19 protein-coding genes and 1 pseudogene are annotated in these 24,451 nt (G+C 42.6%); 17 read left to right on the top strand and 3 right to left on the bottom strand.

Annotated features, from left to right (window positions below; genetic code table 11):
* Positions 1–161 precede the first annotated feature (161 nt).
* Complete coding sequence (locus D469_RS0107060; RefSeq protein WP_018922683.1) at positions 162–446, top strand: hypothetical protein; 285 nt, start codon at positions 162–164, stop codon at positions 444–446.
* A gap of 263 nt (positions 447–709) precedes the next feature.
* Positions 710–1,474: a DUF2087 domain-containing protein gene (locus D469_RS0107055; protein WP_018922682.1), complete on the top strand. Its 765-nt coding sequence runs from the start codon at positions 710–712 to the stop codon at positions 1,472–1,474.
* 11 nt (positions 1,475–1,485) lie between these two features.
* Here the strand turns inward: D469_RS0107055 and D469_RS0107050 are convergent, their stop codons facing one another.
* Positions 1,486–2,133, bottom strand: a complete 648-nt coding sequence (locus D469_RS0107050; RefSeq protein ID WP_083910746.1) for an HD domain-containing protein — start codon at positions 2,131–2,133, stop codon at positions 1,486–1,488.
* A gap of 376 nt (positions 2,134–2,509) precedes the next feature.
* On the opposite strand from D469_RS0107050, the gene D469_RS0107045 reads away from it, so the two are divergent.
* The 6 genes from D469_RS0107045 (at position 2,510) to D469_RS0107005 (ending at position 9,505) form a co-directional block, all read left to right on the top strand.
* Entirely contained in the window at positions 2,510–2,950 is a 441-nt protein-coding gene (locus D469_RS0107045) for an NUDIX domain-containing protein (RefSeq protein ID WP_018922680.1), read from the top strand.
* A 585-nt stretch (positions 2,951–3,535) separates the two neighbouring features.
* The gene (locus D469_RS0107035; protein ID WP_018922678.1) at positions 3,536–4,318 is read left to right on the top strand and encodes a class I SAM-dependent methyltransferase; all 783 of its coding nucleotides are present in this window, start codon (positions 3,536–3,538) and stop codon (positions 4,316–4,318) included.
* 321 nt (positions 4,319–4,639) lie between these two features.
* Positions 4,640–5,011 (top strand): iron chaperone, encoded by a 372-nt coding sequence (locus D469_RS0107025; RefSeq protein WP_018922677.1) that lies wholly within the window; start codon positions 4,640–4,642, stop codon positions 5,009–5,011.
* Between the two features lie 149 nt (positions 5,012–5,160).
* The gene (locus tag D469_RS0107015) at positions 5,161–6,309 is read left to right on the top strand and encodes an iron-containing alcohol dehydrogenase (RefSeq protein ID WP_018922676.1); all 1,149 of its coding nucleotides are present in this window, start codon (positions 5,161–5,163) and stop codon (positions 6,307–6,309) included.
* A gap of 22 nt (positions 6,310–6,331) precedes the next feature.
* The gene (locus D469_RS0107010) at positions 6,332–8,017 is read left to right on the top strand and encodes an ATP-binding protein (protein ID WP_018922675.1); all 1,686 of its coding nucleotides are present in this window, start codon (positions 6,332–6,334) and stop codon (positions 8,015–8,017) included.
* A 6-nt stretch (positions 8,018–8,023) separates the two neighbouring features.
* Positions 8,024–9,505, top strand: coding sequence for a sigma-54-dependent transcriptional regulator (locus D469_RS0107005; protein WP_018922674.1), 1,482 nt, complete (start codon positions 8,024–8,026; stop codon positions 9,503–9,505).
* Positions 9,506–9,594: 89 nt separating this feature from the next.
* Here the strand turns inward: D469_RS0107005 and exaC are convergent.
* Positions 9,595–11,116: pseudogene (exaC, locus tag D469_RS19820) on the bottom strand (acetaldehyde dehydrogenase ExaC).
* Between the two features lie 77 nt (positions 11,117–11,193).
* Entirely contained in the window at positions 11,194–12,207 is a 1,014-nt protein-coding gene (gene adhP / locus D469_RS0106995) for an alcohol dehydrogenase AdhP (RefSeq protein ID WP_018922672.1), read from the bottom strand.
* A 444-nt stretch (positions 12,208–12,651) separates the two neighbouring features.
* On the opposite strand from adhP, the gene D469_RS0106990 reads away from it, so the two are divergent.
* From D469_RS0106990 to D469_RS0106945, 9 genes are all read left to right on the top strand, one after another.
* A complete protein-coding gene (locus tag D469_RS0106990) occupies positions 12,652–13,023 on the top strand; it encodes a hypothetical protein (protein WP_018922671.1) in 372 nt (123 codons plus the stop codon).
* Positions 13,024–13,754: 731 nt separating this feature from the next.
* Complete coding sequence (locus tag D469_RS0106980) at positions 13,755–15,770, top strand: acyltransferase family protein (RefSeq protein ID WP_018922669.1); 2,016 nt, start codon at positions 13,755–13,757, stop codon at positions 15,768–15,770.
* Between the two features lie 228 nt (positions 15,771–15,998).
* On the top strand, positions 15,999–17,690 hold the full coding sequence (locus D469_RS0106975; RefSeq protein WP_018922668.1) for a sigma-54 interaction domain-containing protein: 1,692 nt from the start codon (positions 15,999–16,001) through the stop codon (positions 17,688–17,690).
* Between the two features lie 187 nt (positions 17,691–17,877).
* Positions 17,878–19,047 carry an acyl-CoA dehydrogenase family protein gene (locus tag D469_RS0106970; protein ID WP_040606657.1) on the top strand — a complete coding sequence of 390 codons (1,170 nt, stop codon included), beginning with the start codon at positions 17,878–17,880 and terminating at the stop codon, positions 19,045–19,047.
* 56 nt (positions 19,048–19,103) lie between these two features.
* Entirely contained in the window at positions 19,104–20,249 is a 1,146-nt protein-coding gene (locus tag D469_RS0106965; protein ID WP_018922666.1) for an acyl-CoA dehydrogenase family protein, read from the top strand.
* A 12-nt stretch (positions 20,250–20,261) separates the two neighbouring features.
* Positions 20,262–21,881: a long-chain-fatty-acid--CoA ligase gene (locus tag D469_RS0106960; RefSeq protein ID WP_018922665.1), complete on the top strand. Its 1,620-nt coding sequence runs from the start codon at positions 20,262–20,264 to the stop codon at positions 21,879–21,881.
* A gap of 15 nt (positions 21,882–21,896) precedes the next feature.
* Positions 21,897–22,766, top strand: a complete 870-nt coding sequence (locus D469_RS0106955; protein ID WP_018922664.1) for a 3-hydroxyacyl-CoA dehydrogenase family protein — start codon at positions 21,897–21,899, stop codon at positions 22,764–22,766.
* Positions 22,767–22,789: 23 nt separating this feature from the next.
* Positions 22,790–23,569, top strand: a complete 780-nt coding sequence (locus D469_RS0106950) for an enoyl-CoA hydratase/isomerase family protein (protein WP_018922663.1) — start codon at positions 22,790–22,792, stop codon at positions 23,567–23,569.
* A 23-nt stretch (positions 23,570–23,592) separates the two neighbouring features.
* Positions 23,593–24,438, top strand: coding sequence for a 3-hydroxyacyl-CoA dehydrogenase family protein (locus D469_RS0106945; protein WP_026286139.1), 846 nt, complete (start codon positions 23,593–23,595; stop codon positions 24,436–24,438).
* Positions 24,439–24,451: the final 13 nt, after the last annotated feature.

The following is a 24,451-nucleotide window of genomic DNA, read 5'->3' as shown; positions in this document are numbered from 1 at the left end:
AGGGAGGAAGGTATGTAGCGCAGGTAGTTGTTTGTTATTACCACCTACTTCTTCTGCACACTTCATCAGTCTTTTTCTTTGAGTCCTGTGATAATTCTTCACTGATTAACTAGGCATAAGCTTCGCAAAAATGTAAGAGCAAGGCGAGGGGGCCATATTCCATGAATAGAGTAAAGCAACAAATTACGCGCCTTCCAATCCTCATTCTGATAATAAATGTATTTTTTATTAGTTTCTTACTTTCCGAGCTAATCGATGCTACTCCTCCAAATTACGGCGGTTTTGGGTTAATTGCACCTATACTTAGCATGATCGCATTATATTCTCTGCGTGAATGGAAGACGAAAAGTTATAGTAAGCTTGTGCTTCAAGTAGTACATTGGCTTTTTATCATTTTTCCTATTTGTGTATTTGTGGTTATTGCTATAGCGTTCATTCCTTTTTAAAGTTCGCTGGGAGTAATTAGGTTCGAAAATGTTGAGAGCTGGTCATTAGTTGGCCAGCTTTTTTGTGCTCACGCGCTGATTGGAGGCAATGGAGTGGAAAATTTATAAAAGTACATAGTTGTTCCTTTTTGAGGGAGATATGCGTGTTTTGATGGCAGCCCTCTTAATAGTATTGAAATACATGCAGAATCCATAGTGTATTTAATAAACAATATGTTACTATGTTTATATATAAATAAACAAAGAAGGTTGTGGATTGTTTTATGGCTAGTGGCTCGTTGTTTTGGGATGCTTCTATTGATGAATTAGTACAAGGATATACATTTGATGAGGAACGTGACTTGTATTTATGCCTCATTTGTAATCAGCGGTTTGAGAATGGAGCGGTGTTCCAACGGGGAAGTACCCTTTATGAAGCGAAAAAAGCGGTCAGTTATCATATTCAAGATAATCATAATTCTATGTTTGATTATTTGATTGGTATGGACAAAAAATACACGGGTCTATCCGAGCACCAAAAAGAACTTCTGCAATATTTTAAAGCAGGTTTGTCAGATAAGGAGATTGTGAGTGAGCTAACAGGCGGCAGTCCTTCAACGATTAGAAACCACCGCTTTAAGTTTAAAGAAAAAGAGAAACAAGCCAAAGTTTTTCTTGCGATCATGGCTCTTCTAAAGCAGGAAGAGAAGGAAGATAAACAACAATTGATTGATTTCCATAAGGGGGCAACTATGGTGGATGAACGCTACGCGATTACAATCGAAGAAAAAGAAAAGGTATTAGCTACTTATTTTAAAGAAGGGCTGAATGGTCCGCTTACTTCATTTCCGAGTAAAGAGAAGCGGAAGATCATCGTCTTGCAGCAATTGATGAGACATTTCCAGCCCAATCAAGTCTACTCAGAAAAAGAAGTAAATACGGTGCTCGAATCGAAATATAGTGACTTTGCGACATTACGCAGGTATTTAATTGAATACGGGTTTATGGACCGGAATAAAGACGGCACAAAGTATTGGATAAAAAACTAAGAGGTAGGTCTTCAATGCGGATTGATTTGTTTTAACTCATTATAAGCGTCTCTTAACCATGGATGCACCACTTTTAATGTTTCTTTTCTTTCCCAAAGGTAAGAGATATAAGCGAAGGCTGCATGTTCGAGAGAGACTTCCAGTTGTGAACTAATAGTGTTTAGGTAAGGCGGGGCACCAGGTTGGTCCCATTCTATTTTGTCCGCAACAAATAAAATTTTATCCATTTTAGTGGCCGCTTTCTTTAGGGTAGTATGGCACTCTACAGCACTCAGTATCTCTTCATTTGTGATAGCAAAAATGTCTTCTGCCATCACTCTTGATAGTTTTTGATGAGCGATTAAAGGGAAAATTTTTTCTTCCTTCAACACTTCCAGTCCTAGTTCTTCTGCAACATCAGCTCGTTTGTTAGGAGGGATGACAGCACTTATGTCGTGCAATAGGCCGGCTGCTTTAGCCGTTTTGGTGTCAGAGTAGTATTTGAAAGCAATTCGTTCCGCTTCCTGTCCCACCTTTTGAGCGTGTACGGCTGTGTTAGGGTGGTTGTTAGTTAGTAAGAAAGTTGTTATATCGTGTTCAAGGTTACCCGTCCATTGAAAATGTGTAGTGTAGCTTTGGAGAACTTCCCGCAATGTCGTACCCCCTCCTCCTAAATGCATGCAATGCTCTTATTCCTTATTAAAGGATGAAGGTTCATCTTAATAATAAGTATAATGGAAGTTTGTTGTACAAGCACTCTCTTTTGAACGAACTCTTAACTAAAATATCCTAAACGATGCAGTTTCAACGCTGTACCTTTTCACCAATTAACTCTTTTACCTTTTGTACATTCGTTGTAAGATGAATAGGAACTGGAAAATTGCAGCTAGGGTTCCGCTATCTAGGTAGGTCAGTGACCGAGGGCTGCATCTTTTACATATAGGTAAAAGGCACCTAATGACATAAAAGGTCCGAGGGGAAAGGTTCAGCGTATTTGGTATGCGTTGACATCTTTCCCTTTGGACTTTTTTTATGACCGTAAGGAGAGTGGAGGAGATGAAGAGGATCGATGAAGTTAAAGCTGCTGTTGCGGTTGTTATCTTAAATGAAGAGAATCATGTTTTATTACAGAAACGAGCTGATGTGGGGCGCTGGGGTCTTCCTTCTGGCCATATAGAACCAGGAGAGACCGTTTCTGAAGCGGCGGTTAGGGAAGTAAAAGAGGAAACAAATGTAGATATAACCATTCATAAACTAATTGGTGTTTACTCTGACCCTGAATCTCAAGCGTTTGCGTATCCTAACGGTAAGGTCGTGCATTTTATAACCACTTGTTTTCTTGCTCAGATAGTTGGAGGAGACTTGAGATGTAATTCATCGGAGTCTGAAGATGTACAGTTTTTTGAACGGCATTGTCTTCCTAAAAATTTATTGACCATGCATCCAAAATGGTTACAAGATGCATTTGCGAAAAGTGAGCAGGCATTTATTCGCTAATGTCGAATGACACTAAAGAATACCAAGTGTTTGCGAAGGCTAGTGAAGGAATAACAATCCCCTCTAGGAAATTACGATTCTAGCTCATAGGGAAAGCTGCTATGTGTCGGTCACTTGTGAAGAGGTATGGGCCAGTTCTATAGACGGAGGTGGCCTTATTATAGGTAGTTAGGGAGTAGAGATATGGAAACGTATGTTTCTACGTTTAATGTAAGTAGTTTTAGGAAGGGTGAGTGTAATTAAACCTTTTTTGTATGGTCTTGGCTTACTTCTCATAATAAGTTTGGTCTCCGTTATGGTTCAGGGTTTTTCAATATTCATTGTGTCTGCGGGTGTTATAGGTATTACTGCAGTTATAATTGCAGGAGGTATTACAGGCGCTTTCCAACAAAAACGATCGTCGGGTGAAAGTTACCCATTGATGATCAAACCATACGAAATGGGAAATCATGCTGGTCAACCAATCTATTTCTGTTCGGGTTGCCTTGTGTTTTGGCTGCTGTTATAGGGTTGGTGTTTTATATCTAGCATCTTTTTCGTTTAAGCTCTTGCTGGACTAGTAAAAAGAAGAAAAGGAGATTAGCTATGGGTTCTTTATATGATGCAATTGGTTCTTCGTACGATACAACGCGCAGAGCAGATCCGGAAATCACTCGGCGTTTGCGACATCACTTGCAAGTTCCCAACGAAAGTACAGTCCTGGATCTTGCGTGCGGAACGGGGAATTATACGGTAGCTCTAGAACAAACGGGTTTAAAAATGGACGGTAACGACGTTTCAACAGAAATGCTCACCAAAGCAAAAGAGAAATCAATATCTATACGGTGGACATTAGCAGATGTGAACGAACTTCCTTATGAGGATCATCTCTTTTCAGGTGTCACTTGTACATTAGCCATTCATCATTTTAATAACCTTAAAACCCCTTTTCAAGAAGCCTACAGGGTGCTTAACAAAGGCAGATTTGTTATTTTCACTTCCTCTCCTGAACAGATGAACACGTATTGGTTAAAGGAATATTTTCCAAAAGCTATAAAACAGTCAGCAGAGCAAATGCCTACCGTAGAAGAAGTCAGTAAAGCCTTAAGAGCCGCGGGATTTCAGGTGGTGGGCCAAGAAACATTTTTAATCCAGCCTGATTTAGAGGATTTTTTCCTATACAGCGGTAAGTTTGACCCTAACATGTATTTAGACGAAAACGTACGATCCGGCATTTCCACCTTCACGAATATAGCTACACAGAAAGAGGTGGATGAAGGATGCAAAAGGCTGGAAGAAGATATCGAAACGTCAGCGATTGAAAACGTCAAACATAGCTATAGCAGTGATTTAGGGGACTATGTTTATATTATTGCGGAGAAGAAATAAAAGAACAAAGAAGGCACCGAGTCATCCTTTAAACCTATATGAAGGTGCTTTATTAAGGCGAGAATAATGAGTTTCCTCATCCTATATTTATCGAAAGCTCATCATCCTTAATTAATGCGCTTTTAAAAAAAGCCTCGATAGTGAATGTCGAATCCAAAGAGAAAACCTCCTGCGTGCGACTCTTACCAAAGCATTGTAAGATATACGTAGAAGAAGTGTTCAGTAAACTTATCGCAAAAGACTCGACTAGGACCTTTTACGAAAAATAGATTAAATGTTATATCTTACCGAGTTCATGCTAAATGAAGAGGAGGAATCCAGATGGAAGTGTTTGCAGACTATTTAAAGCAAATTGAAAACGAGGAACACCGGAACCGGATGGAAGAAGTATTACAATGGGTAGCGGAAAGGTTCCCCCATTTAGAAACAAGAATTGCCTGGAATCAGCCGATGTTTACTGATCATGGTACGTTTATTGTTGGTTTCAGTACAGCCAAGCAACATTTGGCCATTGCACCGGAAGCACAAGGGATTCACCAGTTTAGTGAAGAAATTGAAAAGGCCGGCTATAGTCACACGAAGCAGCTGGTACGTATTAAGTGGAATCAAGCAATTGATTATTCGTTACTTGAGAGAATAATAGCGTTTAATATTTCAGATAAGACCGATTGCTTCACTTTTTGGAGGAAATAACGTATTTATACATGCAGATGTTTATAAGAATGATGTTCACCTGTAGTACAGGCGCATTCTTGATATGATAAAATAACAAGAAAGGAAGCGCTTTCCCCTCAGCCATAATCAGTGTGAGATGATGAGAAAGCACCGGAAAGGAGTTGGCCATGAATATTAATAAATTTATGACTCCTGAAATTATTTTTGGTAAAGATGCGCTTGAACAGACGGGAGAGAGCTTCAAACGATTGGGCGCTAATAAAGTGTTGGTGGTTAGTGATAAAGGAGTAGTTGAAGCAGGGTGGTCGGAAAAAGCACTTGCAAACATTCGTCAAGCCGGCCTCGACTATGCAGAATTTTATCAATTAAGTACGAACCCTAAAGATGAAGAAGTGCGAAACGGAGCGGCGGTTTACATAAATGAATATTGTGATGCTGTTTTCGGACTTGGTGGTGGAAGTCCCATGGATGTGGCTAAAGCAGTTGCGATCATTGTTACGAATCAAGGGAATATTCGTGACTATGAAGGTGTTGATCAAATTACCAGGCCGCTACCTCCGCTAATTATGGCTTCGACAACGGCTGGTTCAGGGTCAGAAGTTTCGCAATTTTCGGTAGTCGTTGATACAGAGAAGCAGAAGAAAATGACAATTGTATCCAAGTCGCTCGTACCTGATATTGCGATTGTTGACCCTCAGTTGTTAATGACGAAAGATCCATTGCTGACCGCAGCTACAGGGATGGATGTTCTTACTCATTCAATTGAAGCGTATGTCAGTATTGCGGCTACACCACTAACGGATGTGCAAGCAAAAAATGCGATTAAGCTCGTTTCTGAATATTTACGACCATCGGTTGCCTCCGCATCAAATGAAGAAGCTAAGCGAGCGATGGCAATGGCTAGTTTACAGGCTGGCCTTGCATTTTCAAACGCCATCTTAGGAGCTATACATGCGATGTCTCACGCGATTGGCGGCAAATACGCATTGGCTCATGGTGAAATTAATGCGGTCCTGCTTCCACATGTAATGGAGTACAACTTGATAGCCAACCCGAAAAGATTTCGAACGATTTCGGAATTAATGGGAACCTCCACTTCGGGCTTAACAGATATGGAAGCGGCAAACACCTCTGTTCAAATGGTGCGAAAACTATTGAAGGATATCGGTGCGCCCCAACAGTTCTCTGATCTCGGCTTTCAAGAACAGGATTTTGTAGTCATGGCCGAGGTTGCTTTAGAAGATGCCTGTATGATAACGAACCCTCGAGATCTTAGCGTCGAGGAAGTTGTCGCTTTGTTTAAACAAGCGCTATAGCAAGTGAAGGGAGTGAACAGGCATGCTTGATCATAAAAAAAACATGATTGATTTACTCACTGGGGTGAAGTCGTCTAAACAAAGCTATTATTCAGAATTAAAAGAAACAATCACAGAACTAGAAAAGAAAAACATGAAACTGGAAATCATTAATGATGTCACCAAAGGGTTCAATGTAAATATGTCCATGGAGGAAATGTTAAGACAGGTTCTCGAGAAATTGGAACACATTGTATCCTTTGATCGAATTAGTTTGTTTCTGCATGAAAAGCAGGAATTGGTACTTACCGACTTCTACCCTGAAGACTCCTTTTATTTTAAGGTAGGCACCGTCTTACCTAGAGAACGTTCATTATATTGGCAAGCGATTGAGGAGAACCGGGCTATTTTTCACAGCGTAAGCGAAGAAGAAGCGCCGTTTTATCATGAAGAAGTGGCTTTTCAGCAATTACACCTATATTCTATTCTCTGTCTCCCGCTCTATAGTAAAAGCAGGGTCATTGGCGTATTAAGCTTTGGTAGTAAACAAGGGGTTAAACCGCTGGACGAGGACATTTCTTTTTTGCAGCAATTAGGCGATCAACTGGCAGTCTGCATTGAAAATGCCACCTTATATAATACTGTTCTCCGCAGTAAGAAAGAATGGGAGGAAACATTTCAAGCGGTTTTAGACATGTTAATTTTTGTAGATTTAAATCATAACATTCTTCGCTTCAATCCAGCTGTTAAAGACTTCTTTCATATGTCTGAAGATGAAATCTATACAAAAACCTGTCATGACTTACTTTTTTCAGAAAATGAAAGTTGTCCTTTAGAAGAAAGCTATCAAACAAAAGAGATGAGCTATCAGCAGTTGACGATGCATAACCAGCGTATATGCGATATATATACGTATCCCGTTTTTAACCAAGCGCATGAAATGTATGGAGTTATTTTATATATTAATGATGTGACGCAGCATGTTCATACTCAGGCGCAGCTCTTGCAATCAGGTAAATTAGCGGCTATCGGCGAAATGGCGGCAGGCGTGGCGCATGAGTTGAATAATCCCTTAACGGCCATCATGGGAAACGCTCAGCTGTTATTACGCGATGTGGATGACGAAGGAGAATCGTTCGATTTACTAAAAGACATTCATAAATGCGGAGAGCGCTCCCGCAAGATCATCCGGAATTTACTGACGTTTTCCAGGCAGGAGGAATATGAATTTGCTAATTGTTCAATAAACGAAGCGGTAGAGCAGGTTATGAGTTTAATCGGATATCAAATTAAACAGCAAAATATTCAACTGACTCTGAAATTGGCTGAGGGGCTACCGGCTGTGTATGGGAATTTACAACAGCTGGAGCAAATCATACTTAACTTATTAATTAACAGCAAAGACGCTTGCGAAGAGAACGAGACCGATCAAAAAAGAATCGAGCTGGAAACAACGGTCGAGATGATAGATGAGCGGAGAGAAGTGTTGCTCAAAGTGTGTGACAATGGTATTGGTATTGATGCAACTAAACACAAAGACATTTTTCACCCTTTTTTTACAACAAAAGAAACTATGCAGGGTACAGGTCTTGGTCTATCTGTCAGTTTAGGCATTGCTGAAGCGCACGAGGGGTTGATTGAGGTCAACAGTGAAGAAGGAGAAGGAAGTACATTCACGCTTCGATTACCTGTCGCCACAGAGGGGATAAACGAAAAGCAAGGAGGCTGACGCCTGGTGGGCAATTTATTAATCATAGATGACGATGAAGAAGTAGGAACGTTTTTAGCTTTTCTTTTTAAAAAGCAAGGGCATCACGTCGATATTGCGTATAATGGCAAAGATTTTGTCTCCTTTCTTCAACAAGGAAGTTATCAACTGGCGATGGTTGATTTAAAGCTGCCTGATGCCAATGGGTTGGACCTCTTAAAGCAATTAAAACAGCATATGCCTGCTTGTCAAGCAATTGTCATGACAGGATACAGCACTATTCAAACAGCTGTGGAAGCGATAAAGAATGGCGCTAATGACTATATCGAAAAACCATTTGAAGACATTACTAAAATTGAGGACTTAGTACAATCATTACTTGAAGAGCACCAGCATCAATCCGCCACGCAGACCATACTTGAACGTGCGAAACGAGTTGGGTTGGTCGTCGGTGAATCAAAGGAAATGCAAAAACTGTTGAACATGACAGATAAGTTCGCTCAGAAAAATATTACAATTATGCTTGGTGGTGAAACCGGCACAGGTAAAGAAGTTTTAGCTAGATATATTCATGAAGCAAGTTATCGTTCAGACCAGCCATTTATTGCCGTTAATTGCGGGGCGTTATCAGAAACTTTGTTAGAAAGTGAACTTTTTGGACATGAGCAAGGAGCTTTTACTGGCGCAACCAAATTAAGAAAAGGGTTATTTGAAATTGCTAATCACGGTACGTTATTTTTGGATGAAATTGGAGAAGCTTCGCTGACCATTCAAGTAAAGTTGCTTCGCATTCTGGAGACACGGGAGTTTATGCGGGTAGGTGGAGAGGAGACGCATTATACGAATGTTCGCGTTATAGCAGCTTCCCATATTAATCTGGAAGAAGCGGTAAGACGGCAGTCATTTCGAGAAGATCTATTATACAGATTAAACGTCGTCAAACTGGACATGCCTCCGTTACGTAAACGCACAACTGACATTCCAATACTGGCTGCTCATTTTTTACAGCACCATTCGGAAGAGCCCCTCAAATTTTCAGAACAGACACTGGAACGATTACGAGCATATAATTGGCCTGGAAACATTCGTGAGCTTTTTAATGTGGTCACCCGGGCGATTGCGTTGTCTGAACATGAAACGACAACAATTACGGAAAAGTATCTGCCGGACTATATAAATAAAAACGAACATGAGTTAGTAAGCAGTGACAGTGACAATGGATACACTAGAAAATATGTGGCACAGACAGAGCGGGAAGCGAGTTTTCTTGAAAGCTATTTGTATACATGGTGTGAAGACCTATTAACATTGTATGAAGAGTCGACGTCCACGAATTTTGACTCTATCCAGACGAAGTTAAAAGAAATGGAAGTGACAGTCGAACGGGCATTTGTCGAACAGACCCTTCGTGACACGCTTGGTGACAGGAAAAAAGCAGCATCACAATTAAACATCAACCCAAGAAAAATTCGCTATCTGTTAAATGAAAAGAGACACTCTCCGTGGTAGAGGGTGTCTCTTTGTCGTGACAAGTGGAGGAAGGTCTGTGTGTGTTCGTTTGTTTTTCAAATGAAGGCTTGTTATGCTGCCGTACTGATTTAATAGAAACCCAGGGCGTTTTGATCGTAGCTTACCAATAGGTTTTTCGTTTTTTGATAATGAGAGAGCATCATTTTATGATTTTCCCGCCCAATCCCGGACATTTTATAGCCACCGAAAGCAGCGTGAGCAGGGTACGAGTGGTAGCAATTCGTCCAGACCCGGCCCGCTTCGATATTGCGCCCAAGGTGGAAAGCTGTGTGAATACTTCGTGACCAGACACCGGCACCGAGTCCGTAAAGTGTATCATTAGCTATTTCAAGCGCTTCTTCTTCAGTCTTGAAAGTAGTTACCGCCAACACGGGCCCGAATATCTCTTCTTGAAAAATTCTCATCTTATTATTTCCTTTGAAAATGGTAGGTTCGACATAATAGCCGCCCGACAACGTTGGACTCATCTGCTTCTGATTCCCGCCGAGTAGACAATTAGCTCCTTCTTGTTTCCCGATATCCAGATAAGAAAGAATTTTTTCCAGCTGTTCGCCGGAAGCTTGAGCGCCCATCATCGTATTAGTATCTAATGGGTTCCCCATGCTAATTTGTTCCACGCGTTTTAAGGCACGCTCCATAAATTCATCGTAAATCGATTCTTGTATGAGCGCCCGCGAAGGTGCTGTGCACACTTCTCCTTGATTCAAGGCGAACATAGCAAACCCTTCAATCGCTTTATTCAAAAAGGCATCATCTTGCTGCATAATATCTTCGAAAAATAAATTAGGTGATTTCCCACCCAATTCTAGTGTCACCGGTATAATATTTTCAGAAGCATATTGCATAATTAAACGGCCGGTGGTTGTCTCTCCAGTAAAAGCAATTTTTTCAATGTTGTTGCTCGAAGCCAGCGGTTTTCCAGCTTCGATGCCAAAACCATTTACAATGTTTACTACACCATCAGGAAGCAAATCTTCTATCAATTCCATTAACACCATGATTGAGGCAGGCGTTTGTTCTGCGGGTTTTAATACGACACAATTACCGGCTGCAAGTGCCGGTGCTAACTTCCAGGTAGCCATCAAAAGGGGAAAGTTCCAAGGAATAATCTGTCCGACCACTCCGAGTGGTTCATGGAAATGATATGCGACAGTACTTTCATCAATTTGGGAAAGGGTACCTTCCTGGGAACGAATGACTCCTGCAAAGTAGCGATAGTGGTCCACCGCAAGTGGGATATCCGCATTCAATGTTTCCCGTACCGCTTTACCGTTATCCCAAGTTTCAGCGACTGCCAAACGTTCAAGGTTGTCTTCGATTCGATCGGCGATTTTATTTAAAATGTGGGTTCGCTCTGCAGGGCTCGTTTTCGTCCAAGTTTTTTTTAGCAGTGTGAGCTGCATATATGGCATAATTTATATCTTCGGCTGTAGATCTGGCCACTTCGCAGAAAACTTCACCAGTGACAGGGGTAACGTTTTCAAAGTACATCCCTTTCTTAGGGGCTCTCCATTCACCGTTAATATAATTCTCATATCTTTTTTTAAACTCGATAATTGCATCATTTGAACCGGGTTGAGCATAAATCATCGGAAGTGGGCACTCCTTTTAAACAATTAATATTTAGTAGCATTGAGAGAAACGTGAAAGGGTTTACAAATCAGCGGTTAGGAAATGTTTAATACGATCCGTCCATTGATATCTCCTTTTTCAAGCCTATCCAGTACTTCATTCACATCTTCTAGACGTTTGGTTTCAATCATCGTCTTAATTTTTCCTTGAGCTGCTAGTTCTAGGCATTCCTGCAAGTCTTTGCGCGTGCCAACGATAGAACCTTTTACGGATACGCCATTTAAAACTGTATCAAAAATGGGAATAGGCAATTCATCATTTGGGAGTCCGACGACGACTAAACTTCCCCCGCGCTTCACTGAACTATAAGCTTGCTCAAATGCTTTCTTTGTAACAGCTACACTAATAGCTGCTTGGACGCCGCCTACTTTTTCGTGAATAGCCTTAGCTGGGTCTGTGTTCAAACCATTTACAGTGAGGTCTGCTCCTAAATCTTTCGCCATTTCTAACTTTTCATCTTTAATATCGACAGCGATAACATTTAATCCCATTGCTTTCGCATATTGAACAGCCACATGACCTAACCCGCCAATACCATAAATTGCGACCCAATCGCCTGGTATAGCCTCTGAGATTTTTAACGCCTTATACGTCGTAACACCTGCGCAAAAGAGAGGTGCAGCTTCTTCAAAGCTAAGCGCTTCAGGAACTTTCGCTACATACTTAGCTGGTGCTTTACAATACTCGGCATAGGCACCGTCAATGGAATAGCCCGCATTTAGCTGTTCGGGACAGAGCGTCTCCCGCCCGGACAAACAGTATTCACACTCACCGCAAGCAGAATAGAGCCAGGGAATCCCGACTCGATCTCCAACCTTAATCGACCCTGTACCATCGCCTGCTTGTTCGACAATGCCAACCCCTTCATGACCAGGAATTAACGGCATTTTTGGCTTAACCGGCCAATCACCATGCGCAGCATGAAGGTCGGTATGGCAAACACCACAAGTATGAATCTTCACTAAAATTTCCCCATAACCAATATCCGGCATTGCCACATCTTGAATTTCCAACTTTTTGTTAAACTCATTAACTACAGCAGCTTTCATATTAGCATCCTCCTACTAAAAAATAGATTCACATCTAATCATTGCAAGTTGCGTGCCAATCTAATGAAAACTGTAAAACAAGCAATCTTCTGCAGTTCTGTATTGAACAGAGCCGAAAAGCAGACACAACATCGCCGATTTTTCGGCCGATTTGAACAAAAAAATGGTGTGTGAGCAAGTGGAACGGGTGTGAATCAGGATCAAAAATGGATATTTCTTCGAATCGTAGTTTGTATGGAGTTCTAATGGTACCTTTTTCGTTTGTGACCTGAGCTTGTTAACGGTTGTGACATTTGCAGGAGTGTGAACCGGCAAAATATAAAAACAGATCGAAATCAAAATACCCCCACTCACTTACAATAGATAGTGGTTAGGGGTTATTTGCAAATTTTGTTGAATTCTTATGAAAAGTTCTAGAAAATGGGTATATAATAGTTGTAAATTATGTGTCTGATATTAAGGAAGGTTATCTATGACGAAACTCTTAACCCAATTGTTACTATTTGGGCGGAAGAACTAGCGAGAGCTGAAGCGGAAGTGTATTTAGCGCATCATACATGGCTGGAAGAGGTCGAGCGTACAACGATGAACAAAAGCTATAAAATGGTACTCATGAAAGTGATGCTCGAGCGGAAAGAAACTAAATGGTATGAACCGATCACTCCAGTAGAAGCAGCACGTCCGTTTCACGCGTTTTTCATGGCAAAAGCATACCGGAAAAACACTGACTTCAACGACAAAACAACCAAAAAGCTGCATGCCTTTGATGAACAAGGGATGGCGAAACTTATTGCTAATATGCCAATGACTAAATAGGCCGGTACATCCGGGGAACTCGCAAACATGTAGCAGTGAATTAGGAGGTTATGTTTATATCGTGGCAGAAAAGAAGTAAGAAAGGCTTTATCCTACGTTTCTGCTTTTTTTCTTTTTCATCTCCTATCAGTTCATTCAGCACGATTTCGAACATTCCTTCCTATTATATGCGGATTTATCGAGACAACAATCAATACTGAAGGTCGTGCATATGAATCTATTCATGTTTCTAACCGACAGCGGGGTAAATAATCAACGGCTCGCTCTCCGCTAACATCTCCACCTCAAGACTATTATCGTCAGCCGCCAATGGCGCCCTTTCGTTCTTTATCATGTTCTTGGTAAAAAAACGCGTCTTCTTGACTAGCCAAGGTGCGTCCATATCACTTTGTCACTGTTTCTAATGTCAGAAGTAGTAATGGGTGGAGCTGATGGTTATGAACTTCTCTCAGACTCTCCTTGTTTTGTGGCTCCCTAGATGTTTTCCTGCCATTTAGACAACGTTCCCCTACTTATAAGGTATAGTTGTAGCAGTTCCAGCAATCCTTTACAAAATTCTAGCATTAGTGCGTATCCTCACAGCACTTAGGGCCTAGGAGCGTTAAATTTTGTCAAAATATGAAAAACATCTACGTTATTACTTGACAAAAAGTTATTGAGCTTTGCCCCTACGGAAGGTAAAATTGCAGAGTGATAATGTATTTATCTTTTTTAATATGAGGCGAGCTGACATGAATGATTTAAGAATTCCTGAAAAGAAATTCCGCCCTGAGCTTGAAGGGCTTCGAGCTGTTGCTGCCATACTTGTGGCGGTTTATCATATTTGGTTTGGATCAGTATCTGGAGGGGTCGATGTCTTTTTTGTTGTCTCCGGGTATCTGATAACGACTAGTTTGCTCTCACGTATCGACCGAGAAGGAACATTGCGCTTTTTTGAGTACATTTTAGGACTGGCCCGCAGACTGTTACCAGCCGCATTTACTGTTCTTCTCTTTATCGTAGCCGGGTCCTACATCTTGTTTAGCGAATCACGCTGGGACCAAATTGTTTCTGAGACCTTTGCATCTGCGTTCTATTTTCAGAATTGGGAGCTTGCTTTTAATGCTGTGGATTATCTTGCTCAAAATAATGAAGCAAGTCCCCTTCAGCACTTTTGGGCTCTCTCGATTCAAGGGCAGTTTTATCTATTGTGGCCATTCGTGATTATTTTGGCTGCTTTTATTGCCAAGAAGGTATTAAAAACTCCGCTTAGAAAAACATTGCTTGCTGTACTTGTGACGATCGCAGTCGCTTCTTTGGCCTACTCTGTTTATATTACAACGGTGAATCAGCCATGGGCTTATTTTGATACGTTCGCACGAGTATGGGAATTTAGCATGGGCGGTATTGTCGCGTTATTGATCCCGTATTTGACGTTAAATCGTACATTAAGTTTCCTGCTTGGCTGGACCGGGATTGCGATCGTCGCTTTTACCGGCATGCTACTTCCTGTATCGACTGTGTTCCCTGGCTACGCTGCGATTCTGCCTGTTGCCGGGGCGTTATTGGTAATTATTAGTGCGCAGAATGGTGGAGCATTGGGCGTACACCGTATCATTGCCTCAAAGCCGTTTGTGACTTTAGGTGGTATGTCTTACGCATTTTATTTATGGCATTGGCCGCTGCTTATCTTTTATTACCAATATACCGGCGCAGAGAGTGTTTCGCTTCGGGCTGGTGCTTTTCTCATCTTGATGTCATTTCTTGCTGCTGCCTTCTCTACCTGGATTGTTGAGCGACCGGTACGCGGCATGAAAGTGAAAACACCGCTCGCTCAAGTGAAGCTTGCTGCTGTGTTGCTTGTCTTTATTATTCCGGCTGTTTCGCTTAATACGATTTGGGCTGGAAACATTGAGGAAACGACGACAGCTTCCACACATGAAACAGTTGATACAGAAGATCATCCGGGGGCACGTGTTATTCATGAAAATGTTGAACCAGCACCGGATCAGGAGCCACTGCCAACTTTTATAGATATACGGGATGATTTGCCATCATATTATGCCGACCATGCCTTTACTAACTTTGATGATTCAACAGTCCGCAGTGAATCGTACGGAGTGACCGATAACCCAGACTATACGATTGCCCTTGTCGGCGGCTCTCACTCTGGCCATTGGCTGCCTGCGCTTGAAGAGGTGGCAGAGGATTTTGATATCCAAATTGATACGTATATTAAAAATGCCTGCCGCTTCACTGATGACGATGAAGATGGGCGTCTTAATGAGCCTTGTATGGAATGGAATGAAAAAATGATTGATGAGCTGGAGGAGAACCCGCCGGACCTAATCTTCACGACGGCAAATATCGGGGCAGAACCACATGTTCCTCCTGGGTTTGTCAATCAATGGGAACGCATGGAAGATATCACGGAAATCTTTGCTGTAAGAGATACGCCGCGGATGGAAGAAGACATTCCTGATTGCTTAGAGCAGGAAGAAGATCCAAGCGAATGCGCGGTTGAACGCAGCGAACAGTTGGCTGACGAGTTGCCGTGGGAATATGAGGAATCGGGGCCATTCCCTGACAATGTGACGTTCTATGATTTTAGTGAATACTTCTGCGATGATGAGACATGCGATCCAATTATTGGTAATGTTATTGTCTACCGTGATTACCACCATCTTAGCTCCTTGTATTCACGAACGATGGCCGGTCCAGTAGAAGAGGCACTGCGCGATGTACTAGAAGAAACCAATGATGAATAGAGCCGATGAAACTGCGGACGCGAAGAGATCTTCGCTCCGCAGTTTTTTTGTCACCGTAAAATTGTATATATATTTGAAGGAAACTATATAGGTGCAACTAAGGCTCATCCTACGCCGCAGGCTTGCCTTTGCTAAGTTTTCTTTAGAATATATGGTATGATTTTTTTGAATGCCCGTCTATTAATCTTTCTGTTTACATGCTATCTTTCTTGAAAAAGGAGGAAGAATATGAATGAATCGTATGTTGAGGATGTGCCTCTCCCTTTGATTTACACAACGAAAAGTGATGTTATTGTATCCTTTGATATGGACCAGCTGCCTCCCACGTTTCCTTTGCTTCAAACCGGCTGCGCGCTGGGTGAATGTTTTGATTCTTTTGAAAGTAGTGGCGAGTTTTATCTAGCTACGTACAAAAAGAAGGCGTACTTGCTTCTTCCCAATCCGGTTTCACTAGAAGGCAGAACGGAGGTCGTTTACCTGATCGCACCAGGTGGGCAATATGTTCAGCTGCTTGAGAAAGTGCGGGAGTTAGATACATATAACCGCGAACTTGATGCCATTATTGAGAGCTCGTACGATGGTTTTTATATCACTGACCACGAAGGTAAGACATTAAATGTCAATTCAGCCATTGAACGAATTACGGGCATCCCTAAGGAGTATTATGTGGGGAAAAATATTAATGATTTACTTCAGCGAGGGATTTTAAAAGAATCCGTCACTCATAAAGTCCTGGACAAAAAAGAGCGGGTAACCCTCGTTCAGAAGAATTACAGCGGAAAAGAAACATTGTTGACTGGGAGCCCCGTTTTTGATGGAAAAGGTGAGGTTGAAAAAGTTGTAACGAATATTCGCGATCTATCGGAATTGAATGATTTACATGAGGAAATCAATAAAGTGCAAAAATTAAATGATCAGTATAAGCACGAATTGGAGCGGATGAAAGCCTACCAACATCATGACCCTGATGTTGTTCTAAGAAGTGATCGAATGCAGGAGGTGTTTGCGGTTGCAGAGCGTTTGGCAAATGTTGATGCCACCGTATTAATTTTAGGGGAGACAGGGGTAGGAAAAGATGTCTTTGCCAAGCACCTTTACCGAATCAGCAATCGCTTTGATACAGGGAAACTGATAAAAGTCGATTGTGGAGCGATTCCAAAAGATCTGCTTGAATCTGAACTGTTTGGCTATGAACGTGGCGCATTTTCGGGTGCAAGTCTATCCGGCAAGCCTGGCATGTTTGAACTTGCTAATAATGGGTTTTTATTTTTAGATGAGATCGGTGAACTGACGCTGCCTCTGCAGGTGAAATTGTTGCGTGCCCTGCAGGAAAAAGAAATTCAACGTATTGGCGGGACGACGACCAGGGTTGTTAATGTACGTGTCATCGCTGCTACAAACCAAAATTTAAAACAAATGGTTCAGGACGGAACGTTTCGAGAAGATTTATATTATCGATTAAATGTGGTTCCTATTTCGATCCCACCGCTGCGCGAACGGCGCGATGACATTTTGCCCTTAGTTCAGCATTACTTGAACCAGGCTTTAGAAAAATACAATCTCAGTAAATGGTTTGCGCGTGAATTGAAGGAGTTTTTTTATCAGTATAACTGGCCCGGAAATGTTCGGGAACTTTCGAACTTGATTGAGCGCTTAATCTTAACGGTGCCCACAGATAAGATTGAGCTGCTGGACCTGCCCGAGGAGTATCGCATGAATTCTGTCACCGCAGAAGTAAAATCAAAGCAACGTTATACGTTAAAGGAGGCAGTCGCAGAAGCAGAAAAAGCTGTCTTAATTGAAGCGTTGGAAACATGTAAAACCACCTATGAATTGGCGGAGCACCTCAATACCAGTCAGGCTACGGTTGTTCGCAAGCTGAAAAAATACAAGCTGCAACCATCAGCGATTCAATATTGAATTAAAATTCATTTTTGTATTAGCGTTCAAGCTTGTTTGAGTCAAAAATGAATTATTTGAATCGCACTTATTTTGAAAGCGCTTTAAAACAGCGCTTTTTTTAGTTGGCACATTTCTTGCTTATATAAAGAAGTAAGTATAGCAAGATTATGCGTTATTTACTGTCGAGAGGGCGTGGGGAGTAATGATTGATTTTACATTAACTGAGGAACAGAAAGAGTTTCAAAAGCTGGCCAGAGATTTTGCTAAAAATGAAATTCGACCGGTGGCACACATCTATGACGAAACAGAAGAGATGCCGTGGGATGTAATTAAAAAGGCAGCTAAGCTTGGTCTAACTTCTTACCGGTATCCAACAAAGTATGGAGGGCATGGCATCACGGACCCGCTCACTTCGTTAATTATGACGGAAGAGCTTTATTGGGGCTGCGCTGGTATTGGAACAGCAATTAACGGTACGGGGCTCGCGGCCACAGGCATTATGGTAGCAGGGACTGAAGAACAAAAAGAAAAATACATTCCGATGTTTTGCGACCCTGATGAACCTCGACTGGGGGCGATGGGCCTTACGGAACCGAGTGCTGGCTCTGATGTGGCGGCGATGGCGACCACTGCAGTTCGCGAAGGGGATGAATATGTATTAAATGGTACCAAACAGTTTATCACAAACGGTGGGATCGCTGATGTTCATGTCATTTTTGCCCAGACCGATAAAGAAAAAGGATGGGAAGGCATCGCTGCATTTGTGGTGGATAAAGACACACCTGGTCTTGAAATGGGAAAGAAAGAACAAAAGATGGGAGTACGTGCTTCTCACACTGCCCAGGTTATCCTAGATAATTGCCGGATACCGGTTGAAAATCGACTGGGCGGAGAGCCGGGTGATGCTTCTTATATTAGTGGATTAGCAGCGCTTAAAATGCTCGAAGCTACACGCCCTGCTGTAGGAGCAGCGGCATTAGGCATTGCTAGAGCCTCTTATGAATATGCACTCGACTATGCAAAGGAGCGGAAGCAATTTGGCAAGCCGATTATTAAAAATCAGGCCATTGCGTTTAAATTAGCTGATATGGCAACAAACATTGAAGCTGCCCGCTTATTGCTGTGGAAAGCTGGTTGGCTTGTCCAGCAGGAGAAGCCCTTCAGCCGTGGAGAAGGAAGCATGTCAAAACTCTTTGCCGGGGATACGGCGGTAAATACGGCAATGGAAGCGATTCAAGTCCTTGGCGGCTATGGCTATATTCGTGAATACCCAGTCGAAAAGTGGCTGCGCGACGCAAAAATATATCAGATTTGGGAAGGGACGGCTGAAATTCAGCGTCTCGTCATTTCACGCATGATTGAAAAAAATGGCTAACCGTGGAGAAGCCAACTTAAATAGATATGGAATGACAAAAAGAATGAGGTGAGCATGTGACAACAGCGACAGAAGAAATCTCGCAAATGAAAACGATGGTGAAAAACTTCATCGACCATGAAGTCGACCTTTACGCCCAGCAAATCGAAGAAGAAGACAGAATCCCGGACCATTTAATTGACAAGGCCAAGGAATTAGGACTGTTTGGCATCAGCATTCCGGAAGAATACGGAGGGATAGGCTTAAGTACCACGGCAAAAAGTGTCGTACTTGAACAGCTGGGAAGAACCCACAACGGTTACGTTTCATTGATTAGTGCACACACGGGCATTGGTAGTACCGGTCTTGTGAAATTGGGGTCGGAGGAATTAAAACACAAATATCTTCCAGCGATGGCGGCAGGTGAAAAAATTGGCTGTTTCGCCTTGTCTGAGCCTGGAGCTGGTTCCGATGCGACGAATTTATCAACCACTGCGGTAAAAGAAGGAAAGCAGTGGGTCTTAAACGGAACTAAGCATTTTATTACCAATGCACCGATTGCTGATTTATTTACTGTTTTTGCCGTAACGGATAAAGAAAAAGGAGCAAAAGGCGGCATTACCGCATTTTTAATCGAAAAAGACTTTCCAGGTCTTATTATTGGCGCCCAGGATAAAAAAATGGGGCTGCGCGGCTCTTATACGGCACAAGTGATATTAGAAGATTGTGAGGTTCCCGAAGAAAATGTAATTGGGGAAGTAGGGATGGGCTATATATCGGCGTTGCGCATTCTTGGAGAAGGAAGGGTAGGGTTAGCCGCTCGTTCGGTCGGTTCTTCAGATAAGTTAATAGAAATGTCGAGAGATTATGCGAATGAACGGGTGCAATTTGGCAAGCCCATAGCCAGCAATCAAGGTATTCAATGGATGCTTGCCGATATGGCAACTGAAACGGAAGCAGCCCGGCAACTTACCCGAATGGCAGCGCAAATGATTGATGAAGAGAAAAAAGCGATCAAAGAAGCCTCGATGGCGAAATTGTACGCTACTGATGTGTTTAATAAAGTAGCCGACCAAGCTGTACAAATTCACGGCGGCATGGGCTATGTAGCCGAGTATCCCGTTGAACGCTATTACCGGGACGCAAGGATTACAAAAATCTATGAAGGGACAAACGAGATTCAACGAATGATTGTAGCTCGCCACATTTTAGAAGGAAAGTAAGGAGGATGTGAAATGGGTGAGAAGAAATGGTTAGACTTTTATCCAGAAACCGTTCCAAAACAAGTCGATATTCCATCTATTACACTCTATCAATTACTTGAACAAGCTGCAGACCAATACCCCGAACAGTTGGCTGTCATAGATGGAAGTCGTGAGCTGACATATAAGGAGGTAAAAGAATCTGTTGATCAACTTGCAGCCTCTCTTTATCAGAAAGGGTTTACTAAAGGGGATCGTCTTGCTGTGGTGCTCCCAAACAGTGCGGAGTATATCATAACATATTTTGCCACCATGCGGCTTGGAGGCATCATCGTTCAGGTTAATCCGTTGTATCAGCTAGATGAATTGGAATATTTAGTAGCAGATGCGAGCCCGGCATGGTTTGTGGCCAACGATATTCAGCAGAAGAAATGGCATGCTCTTGCCAACAGTAAAGACATACGTTCTCTTTATGTACCAGGCAGCGAAGTGGATGAAGCTGAAGGTGTGAATCGCTTTTATTCCTTTTTAAAAGAAGGGGTTTCTACTGAACTTCCACCTGAAGAAGTCAACCCAAGCCATGATGTTGCGGTGATTCAATATACCGGTGGAACAACGGGGCGAAGTAAAGGGGTCATGCTTACTCATAGTAATTTGCTCGCGAATGTTGAGCAAAGCTTTGCCTTTTCTGATGGCTTTCTACAGGTGCCAGGTGAACGAATGTTAAGTGTCACGCCGTTCTTTCACGTTTACGGGATGACAGGAGCTATGAATCTGACGATATTTGCAGCGGGAACGATCATTTGCCAGAAACGATTTCAAGTGGAAGAGACATTGGAACTCATGCGTAAGCATCGTCCCACCTTTTTCCCGGGTGTGCCAACGATGTATATGGCGCTTTTACAACATCCTGCTTCTACGCCAGACCTCTTGTCTTCTTTAAAAGTGTGTAACAGCGGTTCCGCGCCCATGCCGGTAGAAAGGATGAAGGAATTTGAAAGGAAAACAGGCTCAACCATCGTGGAAGGCTATGGTCTCTCGGAAGCAGCCCCGATCACGCATCGCAATCCGGTAACTGGCCTGAAAAAAGCTGGCAGTATCGGTATCCCGATCCCGAATACAGACAGCAAAATCGTCGATCGCGAAACAGGAACAGTAGAGCTGCAAGCGGGAGAAGTAGGCGAGCTGATCATTAAAGGACCGCAAGTCATGAAGGGATACTGGAATAAGCAAGAAGAAACCGCACAAACGCTCCGAAACGGATGGCTTTTCACCGGAGATCTCGCCAAAACAGATGAGGACGGTTACTTTTATATTGTAGGCAGAAAGAAAGATATGATCATTGCCAGTGGCTATAACGTCTACCCGACAGAAATAGAGGAAGTGTTATACCAGCATGAAGCGGTGAAGGAAGTTTGCGTCTTTGGGGTGCCGGACCCGTACCGCGGCGAAACAGTTAAAGCAGCTATTGTGTTAACTGAAGGAGCTGCTCGTTCTGCAGAAGATATTACGAAGTGGTGTAGTAAACGCATCGCTGCTTATAAAATCCCGAAACACATCCTGTTTAGAAATGAACTGCCAAAAACCGTCGTAGGTAAAGTGCTGCGTTATAAATTAATTGAAGAAGAACGTGAGAATGAAACAGCTAATTAATAAGGGGGAAGCAACATGGGGCAATCGCAAATGAATCAAATCAGCGTTATTGGTGCCGGGGCTATGGGTTCTCAAATTGCGTTAGTTTGTGCGTTTTCAGGTTTTCAAGTCATTTTACAAGATATCGAGGAAAGTAGTTTAAAAAGGGCGGAAGAGTCGTTGAATTACCAAATGGACCGTCGTATTAAAAAAGGCAAACTCACAGAAGAGGCGGTCCAAACGGCCTTTAACCGGTTAACGTATACCACCTCATTAGAAGAAGCAGTGGAGAGTACAGATTTTGTTATTGAAGCGATCGTCGAAAAAGTGGAGACCAAACAACAGCTGTTTAAAAAGCTTGATCAACTCGCACCTCCTCACACCATCCTTGCGTCTAATAGTTCTTCAATACCGAGCTCTTACATGGCGCCAGCGACAAATCGTCCCAAAAAAGTATGCAATATGCATTTCTTTAACCCAGCCTTAGTGATGGAGCTGGTCGAAGTTGTACAAGGAGAACACACCTCTGCTGAAACCGCAGAGCTGACGGTGGAACTGACGAAGCAGCTTAACAAGACACCTATTCTTTTGAAAAAAGAGATAAATGGCTTTGTGGCAAACCGCCTGCTCGGAAAATTAATGAACGAAGCGATTGATCTGTTAGAGAATGATATTGCGACGGCTGAAGAAATTGATCTAGCCGCCACCAAAGCACTCAACCATCCGATCGGCCCGTTCGCATTGATTGATTTAACCGGTCTTGATGTCCATTACCACGTGCGCATGGAACGTTATTATGAATCGGGTGATGAAGCCGATAAACCGGCGGCCATTATTAAAGAAAAAGTAGAACGCGGTGAACTTGGCAAGAAAGCTGGCAAAGGGTTTTACACGTATAGTTCTTAACATTGATTAAGGGGGAAATGAACATGGATTATCAACAGATTTTTCTCGATACAAAGGACCGTCTAGGTTACATTACCATCAATCGGCCGGAAGTTCGTAATGCATTAAACAAAGAGACCTTAGATGAAATCCTAGATGCCTTACACGTGTTTCAAGCGGATGACACCATTAGCTGTATCGTATTTACAGGTCAGGGAGAAAAATCATTTGCTGCTGGGGCAGATATAGCCCAGCTCCAAGACAAAACGATGCACGACGCGTTAAAAGCAGATGGCATGCAAGAAGCCTATACTACAATTGAAAATTGCGCAAAGCCAACCATCGCGATGATAAACGGATTCGCGCTTGGTGGAGGGTGTGAGCTTGCAATGGCTTGTGATATTAGAATCGCTTCCACTAACGCTAAAATTGGTCTCCCGGAATTAAATTTATCAATTATTCCAAGTGCAGGCGGAACCCAACGTTTAGCTAGAATTGTTGGTAAAGGAAAAGCAATGGAAATGATTTTAACCGGCAAGGTTGTGGACGGTGAAGAAGCTTACCGGATCGGGCTCGTAAGTGAAGTTGTGGCAGCGGACATGTTACAAGAAAAAACAGAAGAGATCGCCACTCAAATTGCAGCCAAGGGGCCGTTAGCTGTAAAGCTAGCTAAACTATCTATTCAGCACGGTTCGGAAACAGAGTTAAACACGGCGCTTATGATTGAAAAGCTGTCGCAAGCCGTTTTATTTTCTTCGGAAGATAAAAATGAAGGAACGAAAGCTTTTCTTGAAAAAAGAAAACCTCAATTTACCGGTAAATAAAAAGAGAAGCGGGGGATAACGTGATCGAGCATATCACAGTCATTGGCGCTGGAACGATGGGAAGGGGTATCGCCTATACCGCAGCGGTGTCAGGTTTTAAGGTTGTGGTTCAGGATATTAGCAAAGAAGCAGTGCAACAAGCCAAAATCTATGTAGAAGAGCAGCTGCAAAAACGAATGTCACGAGACGTAATAACAGCTGAAGAAGCTGCTGCGGCGAGAAACCACCTAACGTATACAACCGCATTAGAAGAAGCGGTCACTCACGCTGATTTAGTGATAGAAGCAGTGCTAGAACATATGGAACTAAAGACAAAGCTCTTTAAAGAACTTGATAAGCTCACAGCTGCACACACTATCTTAGCAACAAACACATCAACGATGAGTCCAACTGAAATCGCTGCCCAAACCAACCGGCCTGAGCGGACGGTGGCCATGCATTTTTTTAACCCAGTACCCAATATGAAGTTAATCGAAGTGATTCGTGGACTAGAAACATCCATAGAGACGGTGAAACAGGTGGTAGAAGTCGGGGAAAGGATGAATAAAGAATGTGTACAGGTGGAAGAGTTCCCGGGCTTTGCGGTTAGCCGCATGAATTGTGTCATCGGAAATGAAGCGATGAACATGGTGTTGGAGGGGGTCTCCACGGTGGAAGGCATTGATAAAGCCATGAAGTTGGGGTTAAACCACCCGATGGGGCCACTTGAGTTAGCGGATTTGGTCGGCTTAGATACACGCCTTCGTAATATGGAATATCTGTATCAATCCCTTGGTGAAAAATATCGGCCCAGCCCGCTCTTAGTAAAATATGTAAAAGCGGGCAGGCTAGGCCGAAAAACGGGGCAAGGCTTTTATCACTATGAATAGAAAGGAGCTTGAA

Source organism: Salsuginibacillus kocurii DSM 18087 (assembly GCF_000377705.1).
GTDB lineage: Bacteria > Bacillota > Bacilli > Bacillales > Marinococcaceae > Salsuginibacillus > Salsuginibacillus kocurii.
This window is presented reverse-complemented; position numbering and strand designations above follow the sequence as displayed.